Raw genomic sequence first — 25,970 nt, 5'->3', positions numbered from 1 at the left:
GCGAAATGACCAATCGTCATCAGGCAGGATGAGTGTGGAAAGCAGGCGGCCCCTCGCGAGTCTCGACTCGGAGGGGCCGGCAGTAGAGGTAGATCGAATTTGGTCTGGACCCATGTTCGATCTTCAGCCCCATCAGCCACACTCTGCGAAAGGCGCTGACATGGTTGTCTCCACTACCACGGAGAATACCTCCGTGGAGGGCTGGGCGGTAGATATTCCGTTCCTTCGTGCAGGCCGAGACCGCTCCCCTGTGCGGATCACCGGCAATAGCCCGACGTTCCATTCCTTGATCTATTTCGGGGGCCTCGCCGGGCCGACGCGGATCGCGATGGCCCATTTCGGGCCGACAGACCCGAAGACCATCTTCTGCGCGTATCTCGCGTGTGTCATCGGGGCGCTGCTCATGGCGCGCCTGATCCGAACCAAGGCCGAGAGAACGGCTCGGATGATCAGTAGCGCGCTTGGGCTGGCAGGGTTCGCCATGAGCACCACCGTGCCGACCTCGGCGACCCCGATCGTGGGCTCTGCCAGCACCGCCGTGTGGCTGATTCCCCTCGCAGCCACCGCGTTCATGGTTCTACTCAACGGCGTGGGCGAGGTCATGTGCCGGATATGGCCGGACTCGACCGAGCAGGTCGATCGCTCTCGCAGCCAGCAGGGCTCGCCCGCCACCAGCAGGACCGTGAGGCGTGGTGGCGCGAAGAGCACCAAGTAAAAATCGCGTTTAGCACAGCGATTTGGACGGCTGTGGCGGTCAGTCGTTGGTCGTCCCGCAAGAGCCTCGTCGATCCGCTCGACGAGGCTCTTGTTGTGGCTGAGCTGATCGAGCTGGTGACCGAGCTGCAGCTTGAGAGGCCCGGGATCTAAGACATGGCAGTGGGTTCGATGTTCTCCGAGCGGATCATGCGGCGCAGGCTCGTGCGCGCTGCAGCAAGATCGTCCTCAAGCTCCTCGACCTGGCGGCGAAGAACGTCCCGGTTGGCGGTGAGCGTGTCCACCTCGCCCAGCAGGCGCTCGTTGTGGTGGGTGAGCTCGTCGATGCGCTGCACCACGTCCTGCCGGCCGAGCGTGTCAAGCTGTGCACCCAGAGCGCGTTGCATCCCGGCGCGTAGCGCGTCGCGCTCCTGTCTGAGTCGGGTGATCTCGGCACGGGCGAGGGCCAGGTCGGTGCGCAGCCCGGCCGAGGCGCGCTCCGGCAGGACCGAGCTCGCGGGAGTTGGCGTCGTGCGCTGGCGGTCCCGGGCGGCCTGGATGGTCTCCTTGACGCCGGGTGCGTAGACGAGCCAGGAGGACACTCCAGCGCGTCGGGCGACCGTGGCGAAGGTGATGGGCTCACCAGCCGTTTCGAGGTCGCTGACGGCTTGCAGGGCGCGTTGCCGCTTGCGTTCGCTGTCGGTGCGCCGCGCGGCGTGCATACCGTCGGTGGAGCGGATGTGTCCGGTCATGGCGCAGTCGGTCCCTGGGTGACCTCGACGATGGGCAGCGAGCGGCCGCGGGCGGCCCGAGAACGGCGCAGCACCTTGCTGGCCTCCTCCACCTCACTTCGCTCGTCGGCGGACAGCCGCGCCAACGTCTCCCGCATGGTGTCTGCCACCTGCTGGAATGCGGTGATCTGGTCGGTCAGGTTGCGGACGACGAAGTCGTCGACCTCCAGTGCGATCGCGGTCTCCCGGTCGGCGCGCAGGCTGTTGAGGTGCTCCTCAATAGCCAGCAGGTAGGACGGGTCAGGCCGGTAGAAGCCGCAGCCGGCGCACTGGAACCGGATCGGGCAGCTCTGGCCGCCGGCCTTGACGTTGGAAGGCTCGACACAGTTGCCGAACGGGACGGCCACCGAGCGCACCTCGTAGGCGGTGGCCGAGCCGAACGCGGCCGAGCGACCGCCGCGGTCGATGACGTGGCGGCTCAGCGCCTTCATCGCTTCACGCTTCCGCTTGGCGGTCACCTGGTAATAGCCCATCGTGACCTGGGCGTCCTTGTGGTCCATGAGATCGCGAAGGACGTCGATCGCCACCCCGGCGTCAGCGTGCCGTTGAGCGTAGGAATGCCGGAAGGCGTAGGGATAGACGAGCAGGCGGTCGAACGGCAGCGGCGCGCCGTCCGGGCCGGGTAGCTCGCTGTCGAGCCGAGGAACGGCGTCCGCCCAGGCGCGGATGATGCGGGAGATCGTGTTCGAGATGATGTGCGGCGTGCCGCTGGTGTCGGTGATGGCCGGGAACAGCCAACCATGGCTGCACTCAGGGATGGGCAGCCGGCTGACCCGCTGCCGCCAGGTGAGGATCTCGCGGGCGAGTTCTGCGGTGATCGGCAGGCGCCGGCGCAGGCGCCGGGCCTTGCGGTTGTCGTAGATGAGGCTGTGCTCCCCGCCGATCACTTCGACGCAGTCGCGCGTGAGGGCGGCGACCTCGTTGGGCCGGCGGCCGGTGTCACGCAGGATCACGTAGATCATCTGACACATGGCCTGGATGTCGTTCTCGGCCAGCCGGCCGTAGGTGATGCCCCGGCCCAGATCGCCCATATGTGCGTCGAGTTGGCGGATGACAGTCTCCGGGATCGCCTTGCCGATCTCGTCCTCGTTCGGCTCGACATCCAGGATGCGGTGGTTGGCGTTGCGCGCGAAGGCGCCGGGAATGTCGTTCATCAGGCCGGCCGCGCGGCCGAAATCGAGGGTGGCGTAGAGGTGGCCGAACAGCACCCGGCGGTGCTTGGCGCTGTAGAGCTCCCCAGAGTCCATGGTCAGGTTCTTGAACGCGTGATAGACCGCGGTCATATCGGCATAGTTCAGCACCATCACCCAATCGGCTCGCGTCAGCGTGTCGTCGCTGGCGGCGTTGGCGAACAACGCCACGGCGCGGGCCCAGCGCCGGGTCAGCCGGGCGTGCGCCGGCTCGACCGGGTCGGCCAAGCGCGGCGGCATCTCCTCCAGGACCTCCAAGGGCGTCACCGCGTCGTCGAGGATGAAGCCCATGAGGTCGATGTCGAGGTTCGTGGTCCACTGGGTCGTGTCGATCGGCCAGTTCTTGTGGCCGGTCTGCCACAGCTCCAGCACGCGGCCCGCGCGGTGGTGGGTCGGCTCGGTGTACGGGCTGCCCGTGGTCACATCCCGGGTCAGGCGCACGAGGACGCGCCGCCACCAGTCCCGTTCAGCGATCTCCGGACTGTGCTGGCCGTTCTCGACGGCATGCGCGCCGAACTCGGCGACGTCGGCGGCCGGCGCGAGCTCCGCCGTGGCAGTGACTGATGTGCGGCCGCGCATCACCACGGCGTGGCGGGCGGCGGCGGCCAGGCTGTCGAGCTCTTCAGCACTGATGCCGCCACCGGCGGGCGGGGAGGTAAAGGTCAGGCTCGCCAGCAGCACCGCGCGCTCGGCCCCGGATCTGACCAGCCAGACGACGACCCTCGGGCACGGGACCTTGGCGAGCTTCCAGGCCCCTGACATGGCCAGGGCCGCTGCCGCCCGGTCCTGCGGGTCAAGCAGACGGGGGCCGTCCTGGGTGATGTCGAACTGCAGGGTCACCCGCAGCCACACGGCGGCGGGAGGGTCCTGTTCGGCGCGGAGCGCCGTGGTGTACTTCTCACCCTGGCGCGCGGCCTGGCGGGCCTTCTTGGCGGCGGTGGACTGGTTCTTCGGCATGCGTTCGGCTCCCAGCTCGGCGAGGCCCCACGCGCCTGGCCGGTTCGGGTCAGCATGCGACATGTGCCGGACAAGGAGCCGGCAGCCGCACGGCTATCGCCTCTGCGCCGGCTCAGCCGTTCGGCCAGTTGGCTTCCACCATCTCCTCAAACGAGCCGAACAGGGCGGGCCAGCCAGGGCGAGGCTCGAGGACGCGGTCGGGCAGCCGCCCGAAGCTGATCGCCAAGCAGACCTCGACGCTGTTAATCCCTTCGACAGCCAGCCAGCCCGCACACGCCAGATCGCCGCCGTCTCCTGGTTCGCCGGATGACAACCGAACAAGGGGCACTCGTATGCGCGTGTCCCACATCGGAGCGGCAGGTGGCGCGCATGTCTTCGAACTGCTCGCGGGAGAAGGCCCGGCGCGGCGCGTCCCGGCGGAACGGCAAGGAGGGCATGGTGCTGCCCGGTGTTTCATCGGCATCACAGCCGCGCCGCCGGCACCCGACGGCGGATCCGGCGTAACGCATCCTGCCGCACGTTCATCGCCGGCCTGGAACAGCTCCGTCAACGGCACCAGCGACTCGATGTTCGTCTGCCGCGCCTTCGCCACCGGCACGGCAAAACGGGCATCGCCGGCGTTCGAGGGCGCGCCGTTGGAACGCCGTGCGGGTGGCCCGGTGCCACTGGCGGGGCTGACAAGCGCCAGATTGCGGTGTGGCCACGCAGGTTGCGGCGAGGAGGTGGGCGTCCTGAGCTACATGGAGCACGCGTGGGGTCTTGTAGCGCATGGGTATGCCGCCTGCAACTGCCTGAACAGGGTCGCACCTCGCTTGGTGAGTTCCACCCGGCGGCCTTTGTCGTGCCGAGCCCCCAGCACGGTCAAGCCGCGATCGGAGAGCGCGACGAGGTCGCTGCTGTGGATGTTGCCGCCCGGGCGGGTCATGGATGTGGGGTAGACGTACAGGTTGCCGTGGTAGGCGCGGTACAGGAGGTCGATCTGTTCATCGGAAAGGCTCATGCTGGCTCACTTTTTATGGCTGTTCAGGGTCTTGATCGGATGCCGCCGGGGTGCAATGACCTGTGCGCCTGGCGCTGTTCGAAGTCGGACTGCGGCCACGAATGGGAAATCGAGCTTTCCACTAGAACGCTCGCGGGACGAGGATGCAAGGAATGCGGTCATCGTAAGACCGGGGCGGACAACAGCCGACCTGGCCCAGGCGAATCGCTGGCTGAGGTGAACCCGGCGCTGGCGGCCCAGCTTGTTGAGGTTGTGGACCACCCGAGGTGGACCGCATGGGACCTTCTTCCGAATTCGAACAAGTCGTGCTGATGGAAGTGCCCGGTTTCGGACTGCGGACATAGGTGGCCGGCTCCACCCGGCCGACGTTAGAGCGGCGTGAACAGCGGTTTGTCCGAAGTGCGGGCGGAAGCGCACTGTGGCGGCACGGGTCCGGCCGAAGTCATCGGACATCCGGAAATGAGGGCTGCGGATCTGCGTGTGAACTCTCGCAAGGACTGCAGATGGCGGTGCTTGAAGGCAGGGTGTACTGAAGCTTTTCATTCCCCTGGCGGCGGGGTGCTGGTCACAGCATGATCGCGAGTCTGGCGTTCGCCTGACGACGTAAGAAACCCTGGTAGATGGATTGATCACCACAACCAGATCCGTCACAACCAGGGGCCTCGGATGCTTTTCTATCGTGCCGCCGTCAATTTGTCGCGTTCAACGCTGAACTACGTCGCCGGGGTGATCCGCCGGCCCCCTCTACGAACTCGGCAGCAACGGCAGTCACCGGCTCCACACCGCCCGGATGCTCAACCTGCCCGCCATCTGGACCGAAGTGCAGCAGCGGACGCTGGCGCCCTGGGTCATTCCTGAAGACACCGGCGCGGAAACCGGCGACGACGCCGCTGCTGTGGTCGCGTGCTGGCGCGGGCTGCTCGCCCGTGAACTGGTCGTGGGCCGCCTCCACGAACAGGACGGGTTCCCGCTGACGGCCAAGCTCTGCTTGGACTACGCGGCCGCGCCCTGGTTGCTGGCCGTCCCTGACAGCGCCGCGGCATGGGCTCGCGCCTACGAACGTACCTATCCGGGTTCCCTCACTCGGATCGGTATCCCGGCCGCTGCGTATGCGAGTGCTGACGCGTGGATGGCGTGGGCCGCCTCGGACTGATCATTGTGTGCCCTGAACGCGGAGGCAGACGGGCTTCATCTTGACGGCGAAGCCGTCATCGACACCATCGGGAACCACCCCCGCCCGCCGCCGCCCGTCGGCCCCGAGATGCTCGTGGAGTCGGGCGCGGCGTCAACGTCCAGCCGACGCGTCGTGTCGGCCCCCGCAGAGGGCCAGCCGTGTTCCCTGGTAGCTGCGGCGTTGGACGGAAGCCATGACCGGCGCGCGGGGCCGCCCTCGCGCCGGCTGCGACTCACTCACCCAACGGCACTCGCCGCGCCGGCGAGCCACAGAGCCTGTTGCGCGCGAAAGGGGAAGCTGTCAGCCAAGCAGGTGGAGGACCCTTTCGCCCAGGCGTTCCAACGTGCCGACCGGGTTGTGTGCTGTCGCCGGCCCGTCGGGTCCAAGCTGGAGGAACCAACCCAGCGCGATCAAGCGGCGAAACCCCAGCACCCGCTCGGCTTCTCCCGGTGTCAGGTCGATGTGATCCAGCAGCTGTTCCGCGTCCAGGGCGCCGTCGATGCGGGAAATGTGCTCGGTGACCTCGCCCAGTTCGAAAGCACGATCGCTCCGGCCGGAGTCTTCCCAGTCGATCAGCCGCACACGACGCTCGTGATCGTCCCACAGGTAGTTGGCCCGATTCCCGTCCGCCAAGCCGAGGACGGGCGGCAGCGGGTTCGTGACGAGCTGGTCGGGAGCGGTCGAAGCCAGCCACGCGACCCCTGCCCGAAACGCCTCAAGGACGAGAGGATCAGCGCCGAGATCAGGCTGCTTGCGCGCCCATGCCCGGGTCTTGGCCACCGCTGCGGCTGGCCCCCAGGGGGCGGGCTCGACGTCTTCCACCACCTCGATCGGAATCTGATGCAGCCGGCGCAGTGCGGCGGCCATGGCCTGGACCTGCTCGCCGGTGGCGTGCTGGCCGCGCAGGACGCGGCCGGGCAGCCTGCTCATCACGATCATCGGCGGGTGCGCGTCGAGCGCTGCCTCCACGGGTGCGGGCGCGAGGCCTGGCGCGTGTTCGGCCAGAAGGGTGAGCGCCTCCCATTCCCGCTGGGGCTCTCCTCTCCCCCATGACGTGTACCGCTTGACCACGACGTCGTCGCCGATGTCGAGGCTGTGGGTGCATCGGCCGACCGTCATACGTCTGCCTTGCCCCTTTCTGCCTCTCGGGTTGAAGGACAGCCCCTGATCCAGCCACTTACCAGGAAACAAGGGAGCTGAGGTTACCGCAGGCTGCGCCGGTTATCAGGGCCGAGACAAAAGATCTGTCACCGGCCGGAGGGGGCAACGCTCGCGCCCCTCGCCCGCGAGCCGGGCGGAGCGAATCCTGCCGTCGGGCGCACATGCTGCCCAAGCAATCCTTTATCCGCCCGGTCCGGGCGCGGTGCGGCGGCCGGGACAGACCAGCGACGAACCGTTCGGGCCCGGCCACGGGGTGCGTTGGCGCGTCAGGCGTTCACAACCTCGAATCTCTCTGCCGCTTCCCTGCCCCGGATCTCTACCCGGCCGGTCGTGGACGCAGTCAGCGTGCATGCCGTCACGTTGTGCACGGCGGCCAGATGGGCTCGGTCGCGGATCACGCCGCGTGCCTCCCAGCGGCCAGCGCGGGCCGGGTGCAGCCAGCCACGCGGCAGGTTCGAGCCCGGCCGGATCACCATGGACGGCGTCCTGCCGGTGATCGCCTGTGCGGCGAAGCCATTCACGGGCCTCCACCCGTGACGGCGCAGCTCGGGAGGTCGCCGATGTTGATTGCCGCGATCGGGAGCGAGTCTCTACAACGTCCTGCTCCTCGACCCACCGCAGAAGATAATGTGACTTGCGGCACCGGCATTCTCGTGACCGGTCAGAAGATTTCTCCCCTGATTCTGCGCATGACACGCTGTACCACCAGGTCTGCGGTCGCGGCCTCGTCTTCCACATGGAGCAGATACGTAGCCGGCGACGGGGCAAGCGCTTCGGCGCGCTTGGCGCGGGCGTTACGGCGGACCTGTACTAAGGCGAGGGCTGCAGCGGCCCCCATTCCCACCGCTTCGTGCCCGGTGGCGACGCCGGACGCGATGGCGCCCAAGGCGGTGAGCATGCCAGGTAGTTCGATCTTCAAGTTGATCACGGCGAATCGGGTGTCCACTCGCATAGCTTTCAGCGCCTTGCGAAGCTCGGCTGCAGGCCGGCCGAAATCGGCGAAGGCGACGTCCCTCAAGAGCGACTCGACTACGTGGCGATCCTGGATGGTGCTCAGCTGGGTAGCGATCTCGGCGGCCCTGTCCTCTACGGTAGCCCCAAACGCATCAAAGTCCGCTGCGTATCGCTGGCGGATCTTGACAATCGTCTCCACAGGTACGTTGTACAGGTCGTCTGGCACAACGAGACCGACCGCGAAGAGCCCGAGAGTGTGCGCAACCGCTCCTGCGTGCGCAGTCAGATCGTCGTCGTCGAGATCATCGACCTTCATAACATGTGCCGCTCGTACCGCTTCCAGGCCAGCAGCGGCTTGGGTGCCGATTTGGTCGCAGACCGGCTGTAGTTGGTTAGCGGTGGCGACATGGTTGGCGAGCACGCTCATGTACCACCAGGCGAAGTGAGGGTGCATGGCCACCCACGGTCCGATGTGCGCCGCCAGACCATGCGCGGCCAGTTCGTCGCGCAGCCTCGGATCGACCTGCTCCTCGTAGACGCCGGCGAGGGAGCCACCTGTCGCCGTGACGCCGAGCGATGTGTCACGAAGCGCCCATTGCGTTTCGACCTCGTGCATCTTCAGCCCCAGTGCGTCGAACCCGTACGCTTCGGCGAGCTGGGACCCATGCTCGGCCAGCAACGCCCGCACCTGCGGTGTCACAGCGGCTGCCGATGTCTGTGTGCTACCTGCGGTCAGGCGGAAGTCGAATCCGATTTCACCAGCGAGGACCTTCATGGTCTCTGAGTCGCGCGTTGGATAGCCGTCGGGCACCATGCGCACGATCTTGGGCCAGTATAAGGCGCACGCTTTGAGCCAGGCATCGTCCCGAATATGAATGTACGGATAGTACAGGCCGTACCTGCGCATCTGTCGTTCCCCTCGCCGGCGCACTCTGTCCGACCCACTCCACCACGTTCGCAGCGACATGCAAAAAACCGGAGTGAGATCTGCGCGTTGATCCGGTCAGCACGCCGGGCGGAGTTCCTCGTCCTGTTCGCATTCCTGCTGGCGGGCACCCACACCACCCCGCCGAAGATCGTCACAATCAGGTGGGCCGACATCGACTTGGCGTGATCCTGCAGTCCCCATCGAAGGGTTGAAGGGACGTTGTCCTCACTACCCTTCGCCGGGTGAGGACCGATCGGGCTCGGAACGGGCCGGCGCGTTACGGCCGCCATGCCAGAGCAAGCGAGCCGAGGTGGACGCTCCACGTGGTACTGAGCTGCGCGCGGCAGTAGTAGCTGGTCCGCTGCTGCCGGAGACTGCCCGTCGTCGGGCTCCTCGTCGTCGGCGTCCACCGTCGCGCGCCGTTGCTCGATCACAATGTCGCCAGTCCGGTCCTTTTCATTCCACGCGGATAACTGCCGGGCATCGACCGCAGGCCGCAGGTGCCGGCAATACCGGCAGTCCCCGACCGATATGGGTCGCGGCCGCGCCCGGTCGCCGTCATCCGGCCGGCTCTAGCCAGCTGACCAGGGCGATAGTCGGCCATTACCGTCCCGATCACCTGCCAGACCGCGTCCATGTGCACCGGGCCCGGCCATCCGAACGCACCTCCGTCAGACGGGCGGCGCGACAACGGGATCGTGATGCTGGTGCCGTATCCACTCCGCGGTGCTGGCGTAGCCGTCCCCGTTCCTTGCTGAGCTCGGCGGGCGCGCTACCTCCGGCCGCATGTCTTCGGCTGTCTTCGGCGTCGCTCTGCTTCGACGCACACGAGCCCATCACTCACGAGCAGAGCGCACAGCGTGACGACGGATACAACACGGCCCCAGGTACACGTCCTGGATGTCGCGTTGACGAACGCAGTCCACCCCGAGGTGAGCCTAGGTGCGGTCACCTCTGTCCTGCTAGGTTCCCGCCGGTCATGGTGGCTGTGAGGAGGCTTGAGCCGATGCGACGACTGCCTGGCGCAGACACCAGCCGCCCCCAGCCGCCGGGTAGAAGCCCGTGCGGGTGGTACGACGGACTACAACGATCACAGCGCCTTGATCATCACCCGGAAACCGTCCGCGCCTGCCGCGAAGCCGACTCTCCGCCTCGCGACCACGACGTCGACCGTTTCCCCCCATGCCAGCGGCCGGTAGCCGCGCCGGCGATACCAGCGCACCACCGGCCGATCGGCGTCACGCACCTTGGCATACAGCAGCCTGCCGCCGCGGGTACGTGCCATCTGCTCGGCCTCTGACAGCAAAGCGCCACCGATCCCCTGCATACGCGCGTGCGGCGCGACTGCGAGCAGTTCGATCTCCGCCAGCAGACGCGTCAGACCTCGCTGAACCGTGTCTCCCTCATCGGCGCATTCGTCGATGAACCGGATGGGCGGGCACTTGTACAGCATGCCGGCCACCTGGCACGGGTCAGGGCCGGCGCCAGCAGCGCCGACAGTGGTGGCAATCAGGACCACGCCGTGTCCATGCGGTAACGGAATCTGTCCGCCGGTCTTGTCGATCGCCGCGGCGAAGGCACTGCGCCCGGGGGCCGGCATCCAGGGCATCGCCCAGCGCGAGCGCCGCCAGCGCCTCAACGGCGTCCCCGTCGCCGCGCCGAGCTTGACTGATGTGGACCATGGCGCATTGTAGGCACGAGCCTGGTGGCGGCAGTCAGCCGAAGGATCCTCACCTCCGGTGTTCTGCCGGTCGGCCTCCCCGTTGTCGAAACGCGAGCCGGCGGGGCTGACCAGGCGCCGACGTTTCGTGAAACGGGATCGTCGTCCTTGATGGCCGCGAGAAACGGCTTTGATCTTCTGTTGGGTCGCTCGCGCGTAGGGTCCGGGACATGCGTGCGGGCATCACCTGGGCTGCTGCGGCCGCGGCCGTCACCGGCGGCGCCGGGCGATGGGGCAGGCTCCGGGTCAAGGCGTGGCCGGGCCGGCGGCTGGCGCGGCAGGCGGCCGCCAGCTTGATCACCACGCTCCCCCAGTTGCGGGCGGACATGCGCCATGCCCTTACCAGCACCGATCGAGGCATCGCGGTCGCTCGGTGGAGATCGCGATGGATGCTCGCTGCGGCGATGATCGACCTCGTTGACCCTGCCGCCGCCAAGGCGGTGCGGGCCGGTGGCCGGCGGCTGCACCGGCACTTGATGGCCGTGGAGGTGTCGGGAACCGCCTGGCCCGTTGGTGGCATCCGCCGAGAGACTACAGAGCGGATCACGGCCGAGGCCCGCTGTGCCGCGGCACGCTGGCGCATCTAATTAGCCGCCTCACCGGCCACCAGCACTGATGCCCGCCGCGCGCCGCGTCATCTCCGTACCGCCAGCGTGATGAAAGTCTGCCTCTGCTCGTGCTGCTTTGTGCCCCTCGCGTGCACCGCACAGAGGCAGGACGTCAAGGCCGACTTTTCCGAACGGGCATAGCGTCGGGCGGGAACACAGCGTCGAGCGCAGTCTCGACGAGCCAGCCAGCGCGTCCCTCACCTTTCATCTCAGGCTCCTGCGCGAAGCCCCCGCGGCCACTGACGACAGACACCTCCCACGTGGCCGACAGCACCGTCGTCGACCACTCGATGATCTGCCCTACCGACAGGTCTCCATCATGCTGCCGCTCGCCTAGCAGTTCATCCACCGCACCCGCTGCCGCCCCCAAGGCCAGCTTCATTCCCACCCCTCCAGGACCTGCGCCAGGGCCGCCCGAGGCCGCTAGGCCGCCCGAGGCCGCTAGGCCGCCCGAGGCCGCTAAGGCCCCCACCGTCAGCAACGGATGTTTCCGGGCACACACGCCCACCAGATGATGACGCTCCTGGCTCACAATCCGAAACAGCCGAGCATCAGCGACAGCCATCTCCACATAGGCCGCTATCACCGCTCCCACGTCACTGACCCGGCCGCCACGAGACTGCCCCAAACGCTCCCAGGCCGCAGCCGCCAAATCCTCGGTGCAACGATCGACCACCGCCGCCAGCAAGCGCTCCTGCGTCCCGTAGAGGGAGTAATACGACCGCAACGAGCACTGAGCCCGCCGCACCACCGCCTGAACCCGGGTCGCGGCAAAACCCGACCGGCCGAATAGATCAAACCCGGCCCCGATCAGCCGTCGTACCCGATCGTCCTGCCGTTGCGTGCCGCGATCGCCAGGCCACCCCACGTGCACTGCATCCCGGCCCCCCACCGGCCCGTTCCCGACCGCCTCGAGGTTCGGCCTGCTGTAGGCAACCCGCGCCCGTTCCCTCGTGCCCCCGCCTTGAGTTCCGGCCGCTTCCGAAAGCTCCGACCTCAACACCGCGCCCGCATGCACCAGCCTCGTCAGGATTTTGCGCAGATAATCCGCCGTCACCGGACACGGAATCTCCTCGCGCAGCTCTCTCACAGTCATGTTGCGCGGCTCTTCAGGAAGTCGCTGCAGGATCTGCTCAAGCACCGTCGACATCCCACACTCCTGTCATACTCTCATCTGATCTTTTCGCAGGGCGGGTAACAGCAACCCTGGAGGTTGCCTGCTCTGTCCGACGAAAGATGCCGTCCACCGCGTGACGACCGGCCAGAAAGCACGATCAACCGGGGAGCTGAAGGGCGAGGCTGGGGCGCCCAGGCTCCTCGCCCTCATGACTGACTGGCACACGTCCCTACGGTCCGTTCCCGTCATGCGTCTCCCGCTGCTCTCCGTTGTCACACGGCAAGCCTCGCCAGTCGCGCGCCAAGCCGTTGAACGCTCCCGCTCGTGCGGCGGTCACGAACTGGTCCCGCACCTTCTGCGGAACGTCGAAGATCTTCGGCTTCCACCCGGTCAGCGTCACCTGGCCGAGCTCCTCGCTGATCGTGAACCGCACCCATGCCCCAGGTACCGCCACTGGTTGCGGCGGGTCATCGTTGTCAGCGGCCTCCACCCCGTCGCGCCGCTCCCGCAGCCGCTCCGGGCTGTACACACCGGAGCTGACCACCCGGAGAAACTTCTCCCACGCCCACGCCCACGCCCACGCCCGCACTCGCCAGCTCACCTGCGAGCCCCACCGCACCTGTACGAACGGTCCGAACTCATCCCGCCGGGCCTCCACATACCCCGGCTCATCGACGTTGGATTCGTCATGCTCCATCACGCCTCCCCCATCAGCCTTGAAAGGCGTGGCCCGGCCTCTCCGGCAGCCCCGAGCCGCCCTGTGCACTTGTGCCCGCCCCGTACACAGGAGACGGCGCGACCGGCCGTCTTGCGAGGCATCCTTGGCTGCATCGTCACCGGCCCGTCCTGATCAACCGCCCAGCTCGTGGGGTCTGAAGCCGCCCGCGCCGCGTCCGGGCCGAGCGGCACCGTGCTGGACGGCCGGAAACCACCTGGGCGCGCGTCAGGCTTGATAACCCGAGACAGAACAGAGCCAGCCGCCGGCGCGTCCGTCGATGCTCGGCAACCGGAGTTTCTTCGAAAACCCATTCGCCATGAATGCTCCATACACGTACCATTTGCCAGAATTATCACCATTCGGGCAGAATTTGCGCTGATTGCTCCGCCTGAGCGCATCATCACCTCCGCACGCACGTCTCACCTCACGCCTTGCAGAGGTGATCACCCTGGCTGGGGCCGCCATGCTCCCGTGTCAGTTTCCGTGAGACCAGTACGGGTATGCGTCAGAGGTAAGAGACGCTGTCGAGTCAATACCTCTCCGCTATACGCTCAGCTGGTGGAAGCCCGGACCCTCCCCGATGCACTCAAGGCGATCATGGCGCAGCGCGGCTGGAGTCAGGCCCAGCTCGCTGAGCGCCTTGGGATGTCGCAAGCTTGGATTTCAAGAGTTTGCAGCGGCATCTCCGACACGGGAGTGACTAAAGCACAGGAGCTTCTCTCGCGGGTTGATTGGGAGGTTTGCTTTTCACCAAGTGTGGAGGAGCCCGTGGATCGCAGGGAGTTTCTGACAGCCGCCGCATCGGTCGTCTTCGTGCCTTCAGCCGGCGGCGCCCATCCCTACCGTGATTCCGGCTACTTGAGCACCCTGGCTGACAGTCTGGCGCGCGGCCGATATGAGCTCGGCGGGCTACCTCTGACATCACGCGCTCTCTCACACATCAAGCAGGTGAGCGCGCTGACGATCGCTTCCCTCGATCAGGAAGCGCAAAAAGCAGCCTCAAATCTGATGTATCAGGTCAGTGTCACCTTCTATGACGCCGGCAGGCTGGCCACTTCCCAGCGCGCCGGCTCTCTCGCGCTCGAGCTTGCCTTCCACGCGCAACACTTCCCAGCGCAAGCTCGCGCCTATGACGTCTTGAGCCGCGTAGCCCTTTACAAGAAGGACGCGACGCGAGCCGCCCAGTACGCCCAGCGCGGCCTGCGCATTCCCGACCTGCCCGCGAGCAGGACATCCAGTCTGCACATGCGACTGGGGCGGGCACTTGTCGCGGCCGGGGAGCATGATCGGGATGCGCGGCAGGCTTTGGAGACCGCCCTCGGCACCCATTCCCTGAGCCCGTTTGCGGAGGCTGCTCTTGGTGGTGACGTGGCCATCGGATTGAGCCAGCTGGGAGACTACGACCGTGCCGACGCCCTTCTGCGCGATGCCGCTAAGGCGATGAGCCGGTATTCGCTGCTTTTTCAGGCTCAGTATGTGGGCCGTCAAGCTCAGACCGCTATCCGTGCCGGGCGGCCAAGTCTCGCGGCCGAATACATGGAGACGCTCACACGTGCTCTGCCTTTGGTCAGCTCAGCTCGCGTTAATTCCCGGGCGCAGGAGATCCTGTACACGACCAAGTCATGGGAACGGATGCATGAAATCCGTGACGCGCGTGCCCGCCTGCAAGAGATGCTGATTTCAGCACCTCCCGTTTCTTGACCGCGGCAACAATGGGCTGTACGCCGTTATGGTGTTCCTTAGCCCGCTAGATCGTCGCGGAGCACGAAAAACGGGAAGGGCGCGAAGCTACTAGCTCCGTTTCCGCCCACTGCACTCACGCCGGCAGCGCAATGACCACGAACAGGGTCGCCGCGGCGATGACAGCAGCGCTGAGAGATCCAGCCTCACCGCTGTTGTCATCGCCGCGGCGGAGAACTGGCCTCGGTCCGGCCAGCAGCCGAAAACCGTGGTGCGGAAAGCACCGCTGGCATCCATTAGGGGAGCGCGGTCACAGCTGTAGTCCAGCCTGCTGGTGAGTAGGACCGCCCGGCGTGGGCCGATGGCGACGCCCTTGGGCAGCTCTGCGAGCAGGTCGGCCTCCCGGTGACCAACGCCAAGCAAGTGTTCAATAGGGGTTCACTTCCTCGGGCCGGCAGCAAGAACCCGCCCGTCACGCCGACCTGTTGGGCATTTGCTGGGTGCGCGGGGTTCCGAGGCCACGCTGATCCCGGCCAGTGAGTGCCTGTCCCGCCATCAGGTGCTCCCTCGGCATGGTCACGGCCCGTCCCAGCGTCTGGCGGCCCAGCAGCGCATAAAGGGGACAAAGGGCCAGCGCACGCGCCACGGGCATGCCAACGTCAGTAGCCAGAGAAGGAGTTTCTGCGGCGCATCTGAACGAGCCAAAGATGCCAGAGCGGGGAAGACCTATCTGTGAGCGAGGACCAAGCAGGCGAGCCTACGCCCGCGTGGGCACGCTGACGATTGGAGTGCACATGAGCACGACATCGCGCACCACGCTGCTGATCTTGGACTGCTATACCGTGGAGCCTTCCGGGCTGGGGGTTCCGCCGTACCTGTCCACCTACGCCCGAGCCGCGTACGGCGCGCTGCGTTCCGTGCAACCGCGTGCCCGGGTCGCCTACCTCACGATCGACGACGTTCGCTGGTGCCTCAACGGCGGCCGGCCCTACGAGCAGCTTCCGTTGTCTGACCGGCTCACCTACTCGGTCACCACCAACCGCGAGGAAGCCTTGCGCTTACTCGGCGACGCCGCCCTCACCGTGGTGATCGCCGGGGACGCCGTCCCGTCGGTACACCTTCAGGCCCAGAACGGCTCGGTCGAGGAGATCGCGCGGGCTCTGGCCTGTACTCGCGGCCGCCGCGTGCTGCTCGGCCCGCTGGCTTCCTACGCGCTGGCCGACCCCGCGGGCTACGGCGGACTGTTCGACACCGTTCACACCCATACGCTCACCTCAGCCGGCCTCAGCTCCGGTAGCCGGCAGGCCGCGCCGTACGAGCGACTGGCCGCCGACCGGGTCGATTACTGCGGCCTGATCGAGCAGTTGCGGTGGACACCGATCGCCGAGATCGAGCTGTACCGCGGCTGTACCCGCCGCCGGTTCTGCGACTTCTGCAACGAGCCGGTCAAAGCCCCTACGGTGGATTTCCGGCCGGTCGAGGACGTCCTGGCGGAGGTCGCCATCCTGCACGCCGCCGGGGTCCGGCACTTCAGGCTCGGGCAGCAGACCTGCTTCTTCTCCTACATGAACCGCGACGCCGGAGCGATCGAGAAGCTGCTGGCCGGCATCCGGGAGTCGGCCGCCCCCGACCTGGTGACGCTGCACATCGACAACGCCGACCCGCTCGCGGTGGCCTCGCCGTCAGGGGCGAAGATCGCCCGGCTGGTCGCGTTGTACTGCACCGAGGGCAACTGCGCGCCGATGGGCAATCGAGTCCTTCGACCCGAAGGTCATCACGCGCAACAACCTCACCTGCACCCCCGACATTCTCTTGCGCGCGGTCGAGCACGTGAACCAGGCAGGTGCGCACGTCGGCCCCGGTGGGCTGAGCGTCCTGCTCCCCGGCCTGAACCTGATCTACGGCCTGCCCGGCGAGACCCACCGCACCCACTACGAGAACCTCGCCGGGCTGACCCGGATCCTGGACGCCGGGCTGCTGTGCCCACCGCATCAACGTCCGGCAGGCCCGCGCCTACCCCGGCACGCCGCTCGCCGCGATCCAGGCACAGGGGCCGCTTCCCTCGGCCGAGCACTTCACGAGCTGGAAGGCCGACATCGACCACATCTTCGACCAGCCGATGAAGCAGCGCGTCTACCCCACCGGACGGCAGATCACCGGCCTGCACTCGTTCTTCGTCACCAGCCGCGGCACCTGGCACCGGCGGCTCGGCTCGTACCCCATCCAGGTGGTGGAACGCGACACCGCCCGCCCGCTCTACGAGAGCGCCGACATGACGATTACCGGCCACGCCCCCCGCTACGTCTACGGAGAACGCCATGGCTCTCCAGCAGGTGCCTGATCATCACCGCCCCTTATCGCACGCCGGTGTGCTGGTGCCGTGGGCCAACACGGTGGTGGAGGCCGAACTGCGGGGCTGGGGCCGTGGCCTAACGGTGTGGCACTACGCCCGACTGGTCCCCGCCTGCGGCGGCACAGCCCTCGATGACGACTTTCTGTCCGGGCTGATCGAGGCCGTGCCGCAGGCGCTCCACCAGCTCTCCCAGATCCCGCTGCACCGGGTGTACCTGGCCTGTACATCGGCGGCCTTCACCCGGCCCGGGCGCTTCGCCGACGTCACGGCCGCATCACCGGTGCTCGTGGTGAGCGCGTTCGAGGCGATCGTCGCGCAGCTGCGCAGGCACGGCGTGCGGAAGGTCGCTTTGGTCACGCCCTACCCGGACGCGGTCACCAAGGCCGAGGCCGTCCAGTTCGCCGAGACAGGCATCACCGTCACCGGATCGACAAGCCTCGGCCTCGCCGATGGGTACTGCGGCGTCACCCTCGCGCAGCAGATGGCGCTGGCGGACCAGCTGGGCAACCGAACACAGCCGAACGACACGCACTTCGGCCTGATCAGACGATGTCTCAACCCACCCGCCAGCGCCGTCTTCAACGCTTCCAACACTGGCGCAGTCCACCGTCATGGAAGTGGACGAACAACCCACTCACGGCAGAGCCGACACCGTCGTCTGTATCGATCACGACCACCCGACCATCGGCGTTCACCAGCGCTCTCGGTGCCGGCCCGCCGTGGCTGTGCCGTCGCAATGAGCCAGGTAGTGGTGGAGCTTGTGGAGGGCGTACGGGCGAAGCCCGTGCTTCTGTATTTGCCGCGAAGCGGCTTATATCGACCGGCCGCCTTTACACTGTAGATTTCTAGAGGCCGGCGTTCAGCGCATTCTGTGCCTGGCCGCCTTCATCGCTACCCAGGGCGGCTCACAGCTTCCAGGATGGATGGGCCGCTCGCAGGCGGTGGGCGGTGCATGCTCGCGTGGTCATAGCGTCAGCTCGCCGAGCCCGTGCTCTGGCACCGCTCCTCATGCCGAGGCGCACGCCGGTTCGTGGCCGGCATCTCGATGTGGCTTCGACAGCGCTGGTCGCCCATCCGCTTGCCCTGGCTGGCCGAGGCTGCGCGCGGGACGAACGCTTCGGCTGGGCCGCGCCTCGGACACCTTCTCGCGGGGTCCGCAGTGTCGGTGCCGTCGAAGGAACGAACGTCTCGTGGAACGCGGGAAACGGTGTGGCCCGGGGTGAACGGTCTGACAGTCGCTGTCGGTCCCCGCGAGCCCATCTGATCGTGGGGCGCAGCCGGGCAGGGCAATCTTTGCGTATCCGGTCTTGGAAATCCTGCCCGTGGTCTGCCAGAGGGCCGTACACATCGGATCCTTCCCTGCAAGAGCGGCGGCCCATGCCGGGCTCGAGGTGAAGGCGCAGCATGCGCCGGCGAGGACGGCCAGGGCCATCTTGGCGGAGGGGTGCATGAGATGCGCCTCGCTGTCGGCGAAGACCGGTCGGGCAGTCAGCAGGTGGAGAGCATCTCCAGCAGGGCGTCTTTCTCGCTCGGCTGCATGGACAGGCCCCAGTCGTGTTTGACGTCGATCCAGGAGCGGGCGTACTCGCAGTGGAAGGTCGTCAATGGAGGCCTCCACGCGGCCGGGTCCTTGTCGGCCTTCGACTGATTGACATTGTCGGTGACCGCCCAGAGCTGGGAGTCGTCGAGACTGTTGGCGAATGCTTTGCGCTTGTCCCTGGTCCACGCCCAGGCTCCGCTCACCCACGCCTGCTTCAAGGGCACCATGTGGTCGATGTCGAGGTCTTGCGGGTCGCTCCACTCCCCCGCGTCGTACGGGCTGATCCAGTGGCCGGAGAGGGCCCGGCAGTTGGCGTCGGTTTCGACGTTGTGGCCGTCGCGGATAAGTACTGTTTCGCGGGTGTCGCATTCGCCGTGGACACGAGCCCAGTGGATGAACTTGGCGCGGTCGTAGGTCGCCGCGTTGCTCTCCTCGGCGATGGTGATCGTGTCGAGCTCGGAGCGGGCCTCGTCGACGGTGGGGATGCCGGGCGGGCTGGCCAGGGCGGCGCCGGCGGTCAACGGTGACAGCAGCAGGGTGAGGGCGGCGCTGGCGGCGGGCAGGGCGTAGCGGCGCATGGTGGTTCCTTCCGGCCCCTTCTCGGGCCGGGCATGTGCCATGGTCAGGAGGCGAGGCGGGGCTCGGTTCGAATATCTCGAACCGGCGACCGAACCCGCGATGGCGTCGTCGAACAGCAGGTGACCTGCGCCTTTGGGCGTGTCTGCTGTAACGTCACCGGCCGGTCGCCCAGAATCGGGGCAAAGGCAGGAAACCGTCGCTGCAACCCCCGCGCCATCGGTAGAGAGCTGGGAGCCGGGCTCGGCCATGTCACTCGGAAGGGGCGCTGCACCGCTTGGTCTTGGCCGGGTCCATGTCGGGCAACCGCGACACGCGGCCGCCTCCCCAGATCCGCAAGGTCCGGCGGCTCGTCCGGGGCCGGGCACCGCAGGGTGGCCGACGCAGTCATCGCTGCAGCGCCGCGCGGGGTCACCACGTTTGCGCCCGCGTCCTGGTGGTGGGCCCGGCCGCCGGCACACCACCAGGACGCGCCAGCGCAGGCGGAGGCCTTCGTTGCCGCACCGCGATCGCGGGCGGCTACGATCGCGGCCTGGCCCTTCGCCGGCTGCCGGAACCGAGACGTCGACGACGCTCACCTGGGCGGCGGGCGGGGCCCCGGTTGACCAGTGCGGTGATGAGGTTGACGGCAGCCACGGCCAAGGGGATGAACTCGTGCAGGTGATGCATCTTTTGCGCTCCGTCGCTCGGGGAAAGCACCGGCCCGCTGTCCGGGCCGGTGCTTTCCATTGGCGGGCCGCACGCCGTGTCCGGCAGCTGTCTCGGACCGGCCGGACACATCGGACCAGCCTGCTCGCGATGGCGCGGGAGGGATCACCTGGGCCGCACGTGCTGCTCCGCTGCGCCGGCTGGCGGGGCCCCATACGGGTGGCGCGATGACGGCGTCCCGCCCGGGCGCGGGTTCCGGCCGGCCCGGCACTCCGCCGGACCCGGGCTTGGTACGTACCTGCGAGCAGCTGGGGCGGGCGCTCAATGCTCTGGCCGGCGGACGGGGCCCGACCGCCATCGCCGCTGAGGCGCGCAAGCTCTCCCCGCCCGAGTCGCTGACCAAGCAAACCGTGAACGACCTGTACCACAAAGGCCGGCCCAGCGAGGCGACGCTGGCCGCGTTCCTGCGTGTCTGCGGGGTTCCGCGGGACCAGCACGCGGCGTGGCAGGCCGCCCGCGAACGCGCCGTGGGCCGCCCGGGCGGGACATCGGCTCTTCACCGCCTGGTCGATCTGGTCCGCATCGACGCTACCGACCCGCGTGCGCTCGGAGTTCACGCCGCCATCGACGTGCCCGGCGCCGCGGGCGCTCTGCCCACCTACGTCGAGCGGGACGCCGACACCGGCGCGGCCGGCCTGCGCGCGCGCATCCAGCGCGCCGCCGCCGAGGCGACAGGACAGTTCCTGCTGCTCGTCGGCGCATCGTCGGCAGGCAAGACCCGCTGCGCCTACGAGGCGATCCGGCATCTGCTGCCGCACAGATGGCTGCTGCATCCCGCCGATGCCAAGCAGTTGCGCCAGGCTGCGGCTCATCCTTTCGCAGGTCTGGTGGTGTGGCTGGATGAGCTGCAGCAGCATCTCAGCGGGAGGGGCGGCCTCACCCCGCATCTGGTACGCGCCCTGACCAGATCCGGGGTGCTGCTGGTGGCCACCTTGCGCGAGGACTTTTTCCAGCAGTACGCGCGCGAGATCGGCTCCGGCGACTCCCGCGCCTACGTCAGTGCGTGGGAGGTGGTGCGCAAGCACGCCAGCGTGCTGACCATCCCCGCCCGGCTGAGCGCCGCCGAACAGGCGCGGGCCCGGGCAGCCGCCGCTGATGACCGCCATCTCGAAGCCGGGCTGCGCATCGACGCGGTCGAACTGTTCCCGGCGATCGCCGGCGCACCGGTGCTGGCCCGCCGCGCCGACGGCGCCGATCCCTGCGCCGCGGCCGTCCTGGCGGCCGACGTCGACGCTGCCCGGCTCGGGGTGCTGTCCCCGCTGAGCATCGGCTTCCTGCGCCAAGCCGCGCCCGGCTACGGCCAGGAGCGGCACCGCGGCGCGGCGCCGCACGACTGGTTCGAGTCCGCCATGGCCTATCTGACGCAGCCGCTCGTCGGGCCCACCGCGGTGCTGCAGGCCAGTGCCCCGCCGGGTGCCATGGGCGTACACGGTTACCGCGTGGCCGGCTACCTGCTCCAGGAGCTCGCGCGCCGGCGCCGCTTTACCCCGGTGCCCGCAGCGGCCTGGCGCGCGCTGATCGAGCATGTGCACGACCGTGACGATCTCGTGCGTATCGCGGACGCGGCGGAGTATCGGATGCTGTTCAGCACCGCCAAGAAGCTGCTGTATCGGGCGCACGTCCCGGACGGCAACGACGCATCGAGGCCGCTGGCCCGTCTGCTGATCGGCCAGAATCAGATCCGGCAACTACGCGCGCTGGCCGACAACGGTGACGCCATCATCGCCGACCTCCTGGTCGACCACCTGGTCGACCTGGGCCGCGCTAAGGAGGCCCAGGCCGTCCTCGAGGTCCACGGCAGCCAGGCGATCTCCTACGCCTGGCGCTTGGCCGACTTGCTGGCCGAGCAGGACAAGACCGACGACGCCCTCGCCCTGGCTTACGAGCTCGCCGCCGACAGCGCTGACCCCTTCGCGGACTGGCAGCTGGCCTACCTGCTGGCCGAAGCGGGCCGCATGGACGAGCTGCGCACGCGGGCCGACGCCGGCAGCGAGGAGGCCGCCTTCCGGCTGACGTCCTTGCTGGCCGAAGCGGGCCGCATCGCCGAGCTGCGCGACCTGGCCCACGCCGGCTTCCCCTACGCCGCACATCAGCTGATCGAAACGCTGATCCAGCGCGGGAGATCCGACGACGCCATCACCACCTTGCAGGCCATCCCGCCCGCAGGGCGGTACCCCATCGTGGTGAGCACACTGACCAAGCTGCTGAAAGAGCGTGGCGAGACGGACAAGGCCAACGCCATGGTGCACACCCTCCGCGGCACCAGTCGCCCTGACGCCTTCGCCGAACCGGCCGAAACGCCGGCCGAGGCAGACCCCACAGTCGACCTGGTCCCCCTCGACGAAGCCGAGCTCCACCCCTCCGCCCATCATCTGTCTCCGTTGCCGGCCCTGAACGGCGCGGACAAGGAACAAAACCAGGACCTACGCCCCGGGGCCCCCACCGACCACGACCCTGCCGCGCTCCAGCCTCCCGGCTTGCTCGCCGAGCCGGACCTGTCCAAAGACCTGAATGTTTCGGCCGAGAAGGGAAGCGGCAACTCCGTCGAACGGCTCGCCCAGCTGGGCAGGACGCAAGAGTTGCGCGAACTCGCCGATGCGGGCCATCACAGTGCCGCCCGATGCCTCGCCCGGATGTTAGCTCAGCAAGGCCACGAAGCCGGTCTGCGCGACATGGTCGCGGCCGGCCACTACGAGGCTGCCGACCACCTGGGCTCGCTGCTGGCCGAGCAGGGGCGGATCGAGGAGTTGCGCTCCCTGGTCGAGGGCGGCGCCCCCTACGCCGCCGGCCGGCTGATGAACGCACTGATCGATCAAGATCAGGAGGAGGCAGCAGACCAATGAACCGCTGTGGCTTGCCGCCGAAAACGCAAGGCGGGGGAAGAGCCTGAGCGGCCGCTGCATCCGCGGCCGCCGCCGCCCTCAGCGGAGAGCATCGCCACGGGCCGCGCACGATGGCTGCGCCTTTCGGTGGCCGGTTGCCGGCTCCGTGCGGCCCGGCAGCCATCGCGGGAACGGGTTCACCCGGTCACCCGAATTCGCTCAGCGACTGCCTCCTGTACGGGTAAGCTGCAGACCCGATCTTCCGCGAGGAATCGGTTCACTACTTCATCTTCTTACTGCGACACTACATTTTGTTCAGGTGACAATGACGAGCTTGTACACACATGCCGGCGGCGAAGAAGCTCTCCGCCGCGCTGAAGAAATCTTCTACGACAAATTGCTCAACGACCCAGTACTCAAGCCGCTCTTCCCCGAACGCAGGCCCTCGCACGTGCCTAACCTGACCTCATTCACCGCTGAATCCTTCGGCGGCCCCGATCGCTTCACCTGCGGCCCAGGTTTCGGCCACATCGTCAAAGTCCACCGAGGCTTGCGCATCACCGAAGCACAACGGCAACGCTTCGTCGAGCTCTACATGCAGGCAATCGAAGAAGCCGGGCTACCTCGCGACCCGGATTTCCTGAAGGCAGTGCATGAGCACGTCGATTTCGGCTCCCACGTCGCCATGCAGAACTCCCACGCCGAGACCGACGCCGACCTGCACCCACTTCGTGCAGTCCCCCGCTGGACTTGGGCCGGAGACGAGCCCACGGACGAAGCCAGCTGAGCCAACGCCACGACTTCTACTGGACTTGGCGCGGTTCGCCGCGCCGGGGCCTGAACGGCTTCGTGCAGACATCAGCGCGGCTCAGTGGAAGGCGTCTCATTCTCACACCTCCCGCGCACCTCGGTGATCCTGCGAGAGACTACCCTCTCCGAGCAACATGATGGTCTGCGTCGCGGACACAGCGGGTCCACGCTGTGAATCCGAGGTATCCATTCACCTCTCTCGTCACGACGCTATGCTCCGGCAGGTGGCGACGACCACGAAGCTGCGGTGTCGCCTTTCTGCAACGATTCCACCCGATGAGCAAGTTCTGCCCGAGAGAACGCTTTTGCTACCGCTGTGCGGAGGTAGGGGCTGAGGCCGTTGAGCTCGCGGACTGCGATCAGGAGGTCCAGGCCAGGCCAATCGCGAATATCCCAGCCATAAGCGTCCGTGAACTCGTCGAGCTGATCTCCCGACACGCGCCTGAACCGCCTATGCATGTAGTGAATCTGCATGAGATCCCATTCGCGCGGCCCCACCGCGACATGATCCCAATCTCCCAGGACTGCCCGGCCTGAGGGGTCCCGCATCAGGTTGTTGGGGTGCGGATCGCCGTGGATCAGGCCCAGCGGGTGGGGGAACTCTACCTCCTTCCATGCCAGGCGCAGCTCGGCGATCCGGTTCGCGAGCCAGTCGCGGTGCTCTCGGGACACGCCCTCTTGAATGGTCTTAACAGCGCGGGCCACACTGGCCAGCGGGTCTGTGAATTGATTGACACCCGCCGGGGGCGGCTGCAAGTGAAGTCGGCGCAGGATTTCACCCAGATCCTTCATGCTTGGAGCTGGCGTGGCCACCGCATCCACATAACGCCAGAAAGACACGATGCGATCGTGAACCACCAGAGGTTGGCCGTTGATATCAGCGGGGACTATACACGGAAATCCCAATTCTGAGAGACAGCGTGTCACCTTCACAGAAGACGCGACTTGATTCAGCGCATCGGGGTTCGTCGCAATACGGACCAGTAAGCCCTTGCCAGGGAGCACGAAAAGTGCATTGCTATGCAAGCGTAGTAGTTCAGCCCCCACCGTCGGCACGCTAAGACGCTCGCCAACATCGTCAAGGATCGCTCTCATCTCCACGTACAGGCTGTCGTCAGCCACGGACATCACCCTGCGGTTGGGGCTCAGCAGCCTCAAAAACTTCCCGCACAGCGGAAATCTGCCGATAGGGCGACAAGGCAGTCAGCGCTTCACTCAGCCGAATGTTCACACGCCGAGAGTTCAGTTGCGCCGCCGCGATGATCAGCTCATGGCCAAGCGCACAGACCCGTTCGATATCGAAACTTGTCGTCTGGGTGAGTCCGATGATTTGAACGCCGATCGAGAAGGCGCGTGGGCGTATATCTCGACGTAGTTGCATTGCATCTTCAATAGCGTGAACGGCGTGATCGCCCATCCTGAGGTGGCTATAGCATCGAGCAGCCTCGTGCTGCAGATGCCCCCAGCCGTACGCCTCCATCCACTCCGGCTCATCTCGGCTGCCCGCTTTCTCATGAGCCGCCGAGATCGCATGTAGAGCATCCAATGTCGCTGCACGATCCCCTTTGAGGGAAAAACTCAACGCCTGCTTGGTGAGGATAAACGCTCGCGCCATCGGCGGAGCGTTGGATGCCATGGCAGCCGCACCAGTCGTGTAGGCGATGGCCTGATCGAGATGCGCCCGATAGGCGTGACTTCCGTCACGACGACGGGCAAGCATCGCCTCGTGGATCTCCTGCTCGCCTCGACGAGCCAAAACCCACGCCGCGAGCGTCACATCATCGCTTTCCTGGGCGATGGCGAAGGCCGTGCCGAGCAAGGTCTTGGAGATGCTCGGGTGGCCGGCATCCAGATGCATGGCAGCTACCCGCAGGCTGAACTCGGTGGCGACACTGAATAGTGCACGCCGAACGGGAGAGGAGGCGGAATTCTGCAGACGGGGCGTGATGACATTGTGCAGGTAGTCAGCCGCATAGGCACGGGCATGACTGCCGCCAAACTGCCGATCGCTCGCGATCAGGGCACGCAGCATATCCCTGATGACCGTAATATCCGTTTCCTGTATGCGTGGGATGCGCAGTTCCAACGATTGGGGCACTCGAAGCTCGTCATAGCGGCCAGCCGCTTCTGCACGCGCACGACGCCGCGCAACCGCACGATCCGGCACCAGTTCCGTAAGCGCACCGTCCGCGCCCAAAGCCTTCTCCAGAGCCTCCACCAGCGACCGAGAAGGGCCCTTGTGGTCGTTGGCGACCCGGGAGAGATGCCCCACGTCATAGTGAGTGAGCCTGGCCAGTCCACGCAATGAAATCCCGCGCTCCACCATCAACGCCAGCATCTTCTCACCGAAAGTTGTCATCGCGCATCCACGTCTCGAGTGGCTTGTTGACCACTGTTGTCTGTTGACTGCCTGTTGCCGTTACACAACGGGCAACAGGTCAACACCTTCCACCGTAGCCGCGGCTGGTGG

The 25,970-nt window shown here is 67.0% G+C and carries 23 protein-coding genes; 10 read left to right on the top strand and 13 right to left on the bottom strand.

Annotation, left to right across the window (positions count from 1 at the left end; all coding sequences use genetic code 11):
• Window positions 1-112 precede the first annotated feature (112 nt).
• Window positions 113-715 carry a hypothetical protein gene (locus ABFX54_RS03270; protein ID WP_346101366.1) on the top strand — a complete coding sequence of 201 codons (603 nt, stop codon included), beginning with the start codon at window positions 113-115 and terminating at the stop codon, window positions 713-715.
• Between the two features lie 148 nt (window positions 716-863).
• Here the strand turns inward: ABFX54_RS03270 and ABFX54_RS03265 are convergent, their stop codons facing one another.
• The 4 genes from ABFX54_RS03265 to ABFX54_RS03250 all read right to left on the bottom strand — a co-directional run bounded on the left by ABFX54_RS03265 (window position 864) and on the right by ABFX54_RS03250 (window position 4,631).
• Window positions 864-1,445, bottom strand: coding sequence for a DUF6262 family protein (locus ABFX54_RS03265; RefSeq protein ID WP_346101365.1), 582 nt, complete (start codon window positions 1,443-1,445; stop codon window positions 864-866).
• On the bottom strand, window positions 1,442-3,355 hold the full coding sequence (locus tag ABFX54_RS03260) for a tyrosine-type recombinase/integrase (RefSeq protein ID WP_346101364.1): 1,914 nt from the start codon (window positions 3,353-3,355) through the stop codon (window positions 1,442-1,444). The genes ABFX54_RS03265 and ABFX54_RS03260 overlap by 4 nt, the downstream gene beginning before the upstream one ends.
• A 388-nt stretch (window positions 3,356-3,743) precedes the next feature.
• Window positions 3,744-3,944, bottom strand: coding sequence for a hypothetical protein (locus ABFX54_RS03255; protein ID WP_346101363.1), 201 nt, complete (start codon window positions 3,942-3,944; stop codon window positions 3,744-3,746).
• Window positions 3,945-4,367: 423 nt separating this feature from the next.
• Entirely contained in the window at window positions 4,368-4,631 is a 264-nt protein-coding gene (locus ABFX54_RS03250) for a hypothetical protein (RefSeq protein ID WP_346101362.1), read from the bottom strand.
• Window positions 4,632-4,646: 15 nt separating this feature from the next.
• Between ABFX54_RS03250 and ABFX54_RS56825 the strand changes: the two genes are divergently transcribed.
• Together ABFX54_RS56825 and ABFX54_RS03245 are read left to right on the top strand one after the other, a co-directional pair.
• Complete coding sequence (locus tag ABFX54_RS56825) at window positions 4,647-4,943, top strand: zinc-ribbon domain-containing protein (RefSeq protein WP_428834489.1); 297 nt, start codon at window positions 4,647-4,649, stop codon at window positions 4,941-4,943.
• 478 nt (window positions 4,944-5,421) lie between these two features.
• Complete coding sequence (locus ABFX54_RS03245; protein WP_346101361.1) at window positions 5,422-5,784, top strand: hypothetical protein; 363 nt, start codon at window positions 5,422-5,424, stop codon at window positions 5,782-5,784.
• A gap of 321 nt (window positions 5,785-6,105) precedes the next feature.
• Here the strand turns inward: ABFX54_RS03245 and ABFX54_RS03240 are convergent, their stop codons facing one another.
• From ABFX54_RS03240 to ABFX54_RS03225, 4 genes are all read right to left on the bottom strand, one after another.
• Window positions 6,106-6,924: a phosphotransferase family protein gene (locus tag ABFX54_RS03240; protein ID WP_346101360.1), complete on the bottom strand. Its 819-nt coding sequence runs from the start codon at window positions 6,922-6,924 to the stop codon at window positions 6,106-6,108.
• 308 nt (window positions 6,925-7,232) lie between these two features.
• The gene (locus ABFX54_RS03235; RefSeq protein ID WP_346101359.1) at window positions 7,233-7,487 is read right to left on the bottom strand and encodes a hypothetical protein; all 255 of its coding nucleotides are present in this window, start codon (window positions 7,485-7,487) and stop codon (window positions 7,233-7,235) included.
• Between the two features lie 140 nt (window positions 7,488-7,627).
• Complete coding sequence (locus ABFX54_RS03230) at window positions 7,628-8,827, bottom strand: DUF6236 family protein (RefSeq protein WP_346101358.1); 1,200 nt, start codon at window positions 8,825-8,827, stop codon at window positions 7,628-7,630.
• Between the two features lie 1,111 nt (window positions 8,828-9,938).
• Window positions 9,939-10,457, bottom strand: a complete 519-nt coding sequence (locus ABFX54_RS03225) for a GNAT family N-acetyltransferase (protein WP_346101357.1) — start codon at window positions 10,455-10,457, stop codon at window positions 9,939-9,941.
• A 281-nt stretch (window positions 10,458-10,738) separates the two neighbouring features.
• Between ABFX54_RS03225 and ABFX54_RS03220 the strand changes: the two genes are divergently transcribed.
• Window positions 10,739-11,155, top strand: coding sequence for a hypothetical protein (locus ABFX54_RS03220; protein WP_346101356.1), 417 nt, complete (start codon window positions 10,739-10,741; stop codon window positions 11,153-11,155).
• A gap of 133 nt (window positions 11,156-11,288) precedes the next feature.
• Here ABFX54_RS03220 and ABFX54_RS03215 read toward each other — a convergent pair whose 3' ends face one another.
• On the bottom strand, window positions 11,289-12,326 hold the full coding sequence (locus ABFX54_RS03215; protein ID WP_346101355.1) for a TetR/AcrR family transcriptional regulator: 1,038 nt from the start codon (window positions 12,324-12,326) through the stop codon (window positions 11,289-11,291).
• Window positions 12,327-12,522: 196 nt separating this feature from the next.
• On the bottom strand, window positions 12,523-12,993 hold the full coding sequence (locus tag ABFX54_RS03210; protein ID WP_346101354.1) for a hypothetical protein: 471 nt from the start codon (window positions 12,991-12,993) through the stop codon (window positions 12,523-12,525).
• A gap of 576 nt (window positions 12,994-13,569) precedes the next feature.
• Between ABFX54_RS03210 and ABFX54_RS03205 the strand changes: the two genes are divergently transcribed.
• The 4 genes from ABFX54_RS03205 (at window position 13,570) to ABFX54_RS03190 (ending at window position 17,885) form a co-directional block, all read left to right on the top strand.
• Window positions 13,570-14,712, top strand: a complete 1,143-nt coding sequence (locus tag ABFX54_RS03205) for a helix-turn-helix domain-containing protein (protein WP_346101353.1) — start codon at window positions 13,570-13,572, stop codon at window positions 14,710-14,712.
• 773 nt (window positions 14,713-15,485) lie between these two features.
• Window positions 15,486-16,814 carry a hypothetical protein gene (locus ABFX54_RS03200; RefSeq protein ID WP_346101352.1) on the top strand — a complete coding sequence of 443 codons (1,329 nt, stop codon included), beginning with the start codon at window positions 15,486-15,488 and terminating at the stop codon, window positions 16,812-16,814.
• A complete protein-coding gene (locus ABFX54_RS03195; protein ID WP_346101351.1) occupies window positions 16,811-17,032 on the top strand; it encodes a hypothetical protein in 222 nt (73 codons plus the stop codon). Before ABFX54_RS03200 ends, ABFX54_RS03195 begins: the two co-directional genes overlap by 4 nt.
• Window positions 17,010-17,885 carry a hypothetical protein gene (locus tag ABFX54_RS03190; protein WP_346101350.1) on the top strand — a complete coding sequence of 292 codons (876 nt, stop codon included), beginning with the start codon at window positions 17,010-17,012 and terminating at the stop codon, window positions 17,883-17,885. Before ABFX54_RS03195 ends, ABFX54_RS03190 begins: the two co-directional genes overlap by 23 nt.
• A gap of 647 nt (window positions 17,886-18,532) precedes the next feature.
• Here the strand turns inward: ABFX54_RS03190 and ABFX54_RS03185 are convergent.
• Window positions 18,533-19,162, bottom strand: coding sequence for a GmrSD restriction endonuclease domain-containing protein (locus ABFX54_RS03185; RefSeq protein ID WP_346101349.1), 630 nt, complete (start codon window positions 19,160-19,162; stop codon window positions 18,533-18,535).
• An 873-nt stretch (window positions 19,163-20,035) separates the two neighbouring features.
• Between ABFX54_RS03185 and ABFX54_RS03180 the strand changes: the two genes are divergently transcribed.
• Window positions 20,036-22,711, top strand: a complete 2,676-nt coding sequence (locus ABFX54_RS03180; RefSeq protein WP_346101348.1) for a hypothetical protein — start codon at window positions 20,036-20,038, stop codon at window positions 22,709-22,711.
• 313 nt (window positions 22,712-23,024) lie between these two features.
• The gene (locus ABFX54_RS03175; protein WP_346101347.1) at window positions 23,025-23,477 is read left to right on the top strand and encodes a globin domain-containing protein; all 453 of its coding nucleotides are present in this window, start codon (window positions 23,025-23,027) and stop codon (window positions 23,475-23,477) included.
• 233 nt (window positions 23,478-23,710) lie between these two features.
• On the opposite strand, the gene ABFX54_RS03170 is transcribed toward ABFX54_RS03175, so the two are convergent.
• On the bottom strand, window positions 23,711-24,622 hold the full coding sequence (locus tag ABFX54_RS03170) for a phosphotransferase enzyme family protein (RefSeq protein WP_346101346.1): 912 nt from the start codon (window positions 24,620-24,622) through the stop codon (window positions 23,711-23,713).
• Window positions 24,615-25,859 carry a helix-turn-helix domain-containing protein gene (locus tag ABFX54_RS03165; protein WP_346101345.1) on the bottom strand — a complete coding sequence of 415 codons (1,245 nt, stop codon included), beginning with the start codon at window positions 25,857-25,859 and terminating at the stop codon, window positions 24,615-24,617. Before ABFX54_RS03165 ends, ABFX54_RS03170 begins: the two co-directional genes overlap by 8 nt.
• Between the last annotated feature and the right edge of the window lie 111 nt (window positions 25,860-25,970).

This window comes from Nonomuraea maheshkhaliensis, assembly GCF_039529435.1.
Lineage (GTDB): Bacteria > Actinomycetota > Actinomycetes > Streptosporangiales > Streptosporangiaceae > Nonomuraea > Nonomuraea maheshkhaliensis.
The sequence above is the reverse complement of the archived record's forward strand: the minus strand, read 5'-3'. Positions and strand labels throughout refer to the sequence as shown.

What these genes read in the sequence shown, in the direction of transcription:
- ABFX54_RS03270 (WP_346101366.1), top strand. Translation starts at nt 113, where the DNA reads ATGTTCGATCTTCAGCCCCATCAGCCACACTCTGCGAAAGGCGCTGAC.
- ABFX54_RS03265 (WP_346101365.1), bottom strand. Translation starts at nt 1,445, where the DNA reads ATGACCGGACACATCCGCTCCACCGACGGTATGCACGCCGCGCGGCGC.
- ABFX54_RS03250 (WP_346101362.1), bottom strand. Translation starts at nt 4,631, where the DNA reads ATGAGCCTTTCCGATGAACAGATCGACCTCCTGTACCGCGCCTACCAC.
- ABFX54_RS56825 (WP_428834489.1), top strand. Translation starts at nt 4,647, where the DNA reads ATGGCTGTTCAGGGTCTTGATCGGATGCCGCCGGGGTGCAATGACCTG.
- ABFX54_RS03245 (WP_346101361.1), top strand. Translation starts at nt 5,422, where the DNA reads ATGCTCAACCTGCCCGCCATCTGGACCGAAGTGCAGCAGCGGACGCTG.
- ABFX54_RS03240 (WP_346101360.1), bottom strand. Translation starts at nt 6,924, where the DNA reads ATGACGGTCGGCCGATGCACCCACAGCCTCGACATCGGCGACGACGTC.
- ABFX54_RS03230 (WP_346101358.1), bottom strand. Translation starts at nt 8,827, where the DNA reads ATGCGCAGGTACGGCCTGTACTATCCGTACATTCATATTCGGGACGAT.
- ABFX54_RS03225 (WP_346101357.1), bottom strand. Translation starts at nt 10,457, where the DNA reads ATGCCCTGGATGCCGGCCCCCGGGCGCAGTGCCTTCGCCGCGGCGATC.
- ABFX54_RS03220 (WP_346101356.1), top strand. Translation starts at nt 10,739, where the DNA reads ATGCGTGCGGGCATCACCTGGGCTGCTGCGGCCGCGGCCGTCACCGGC.
- ABFX54_RS03215 (WP_346101355.1), bottom strand. Translation starts at nt 12,326, where the DNA reads ATGTCGACGGTGCTTGAGCAGATCCTGCAGCGACTTCCTGAAGAGCCG.
- ABFX54_RS03200 (WP_346101352.1), top strand. Translation starts at nt 15,486, where the DNA reads ATGAGCACGACATCGCGCACCACGCTGCTGATCTTGGACTGCTATACC.
- ABFX54_RS03195 (WP_346101351.1), top strand. Translation starts at nt 16,811, where the DNA reads ATGAAGCAGCGCGTCTACCCCACCGGACGGCAGATCACCGGCCTGCAC.
- ABFX54_RS03190 (WP_346101350.1), top strand. Translation starts at nt 17,010, where the DNA reads ATGGCTCTCCAGCAGGTGCCTGATCATCACCGCCCCTTATCGCACGCC.
- ABFX54_RS03185 (WP_346101349.1), bottom strand. Translation starts at nt 19,162, where the DNA reads ATGCGCCGCTACGCCCTGCCCGCCGCCAGCGCCGCCCTCACCCTGCTG.
- ABFX54_RS03180 (WP_346101348.1), top strand. Translation starts at nt 20,036, where the DNA reads ATGACGGCGTCCCGCCCGGGCGCGGGTTCCGGCCGGCCCGGCACTCCG.
- ABFX54_RS03165 (WP_346101345.1), bottom strand. Translation starts at nt 25,859, where the DNA reads ATGACAACTTTCGGTGAGAAGATGCTGGCGTTGATGGTGGAGCGCGGG.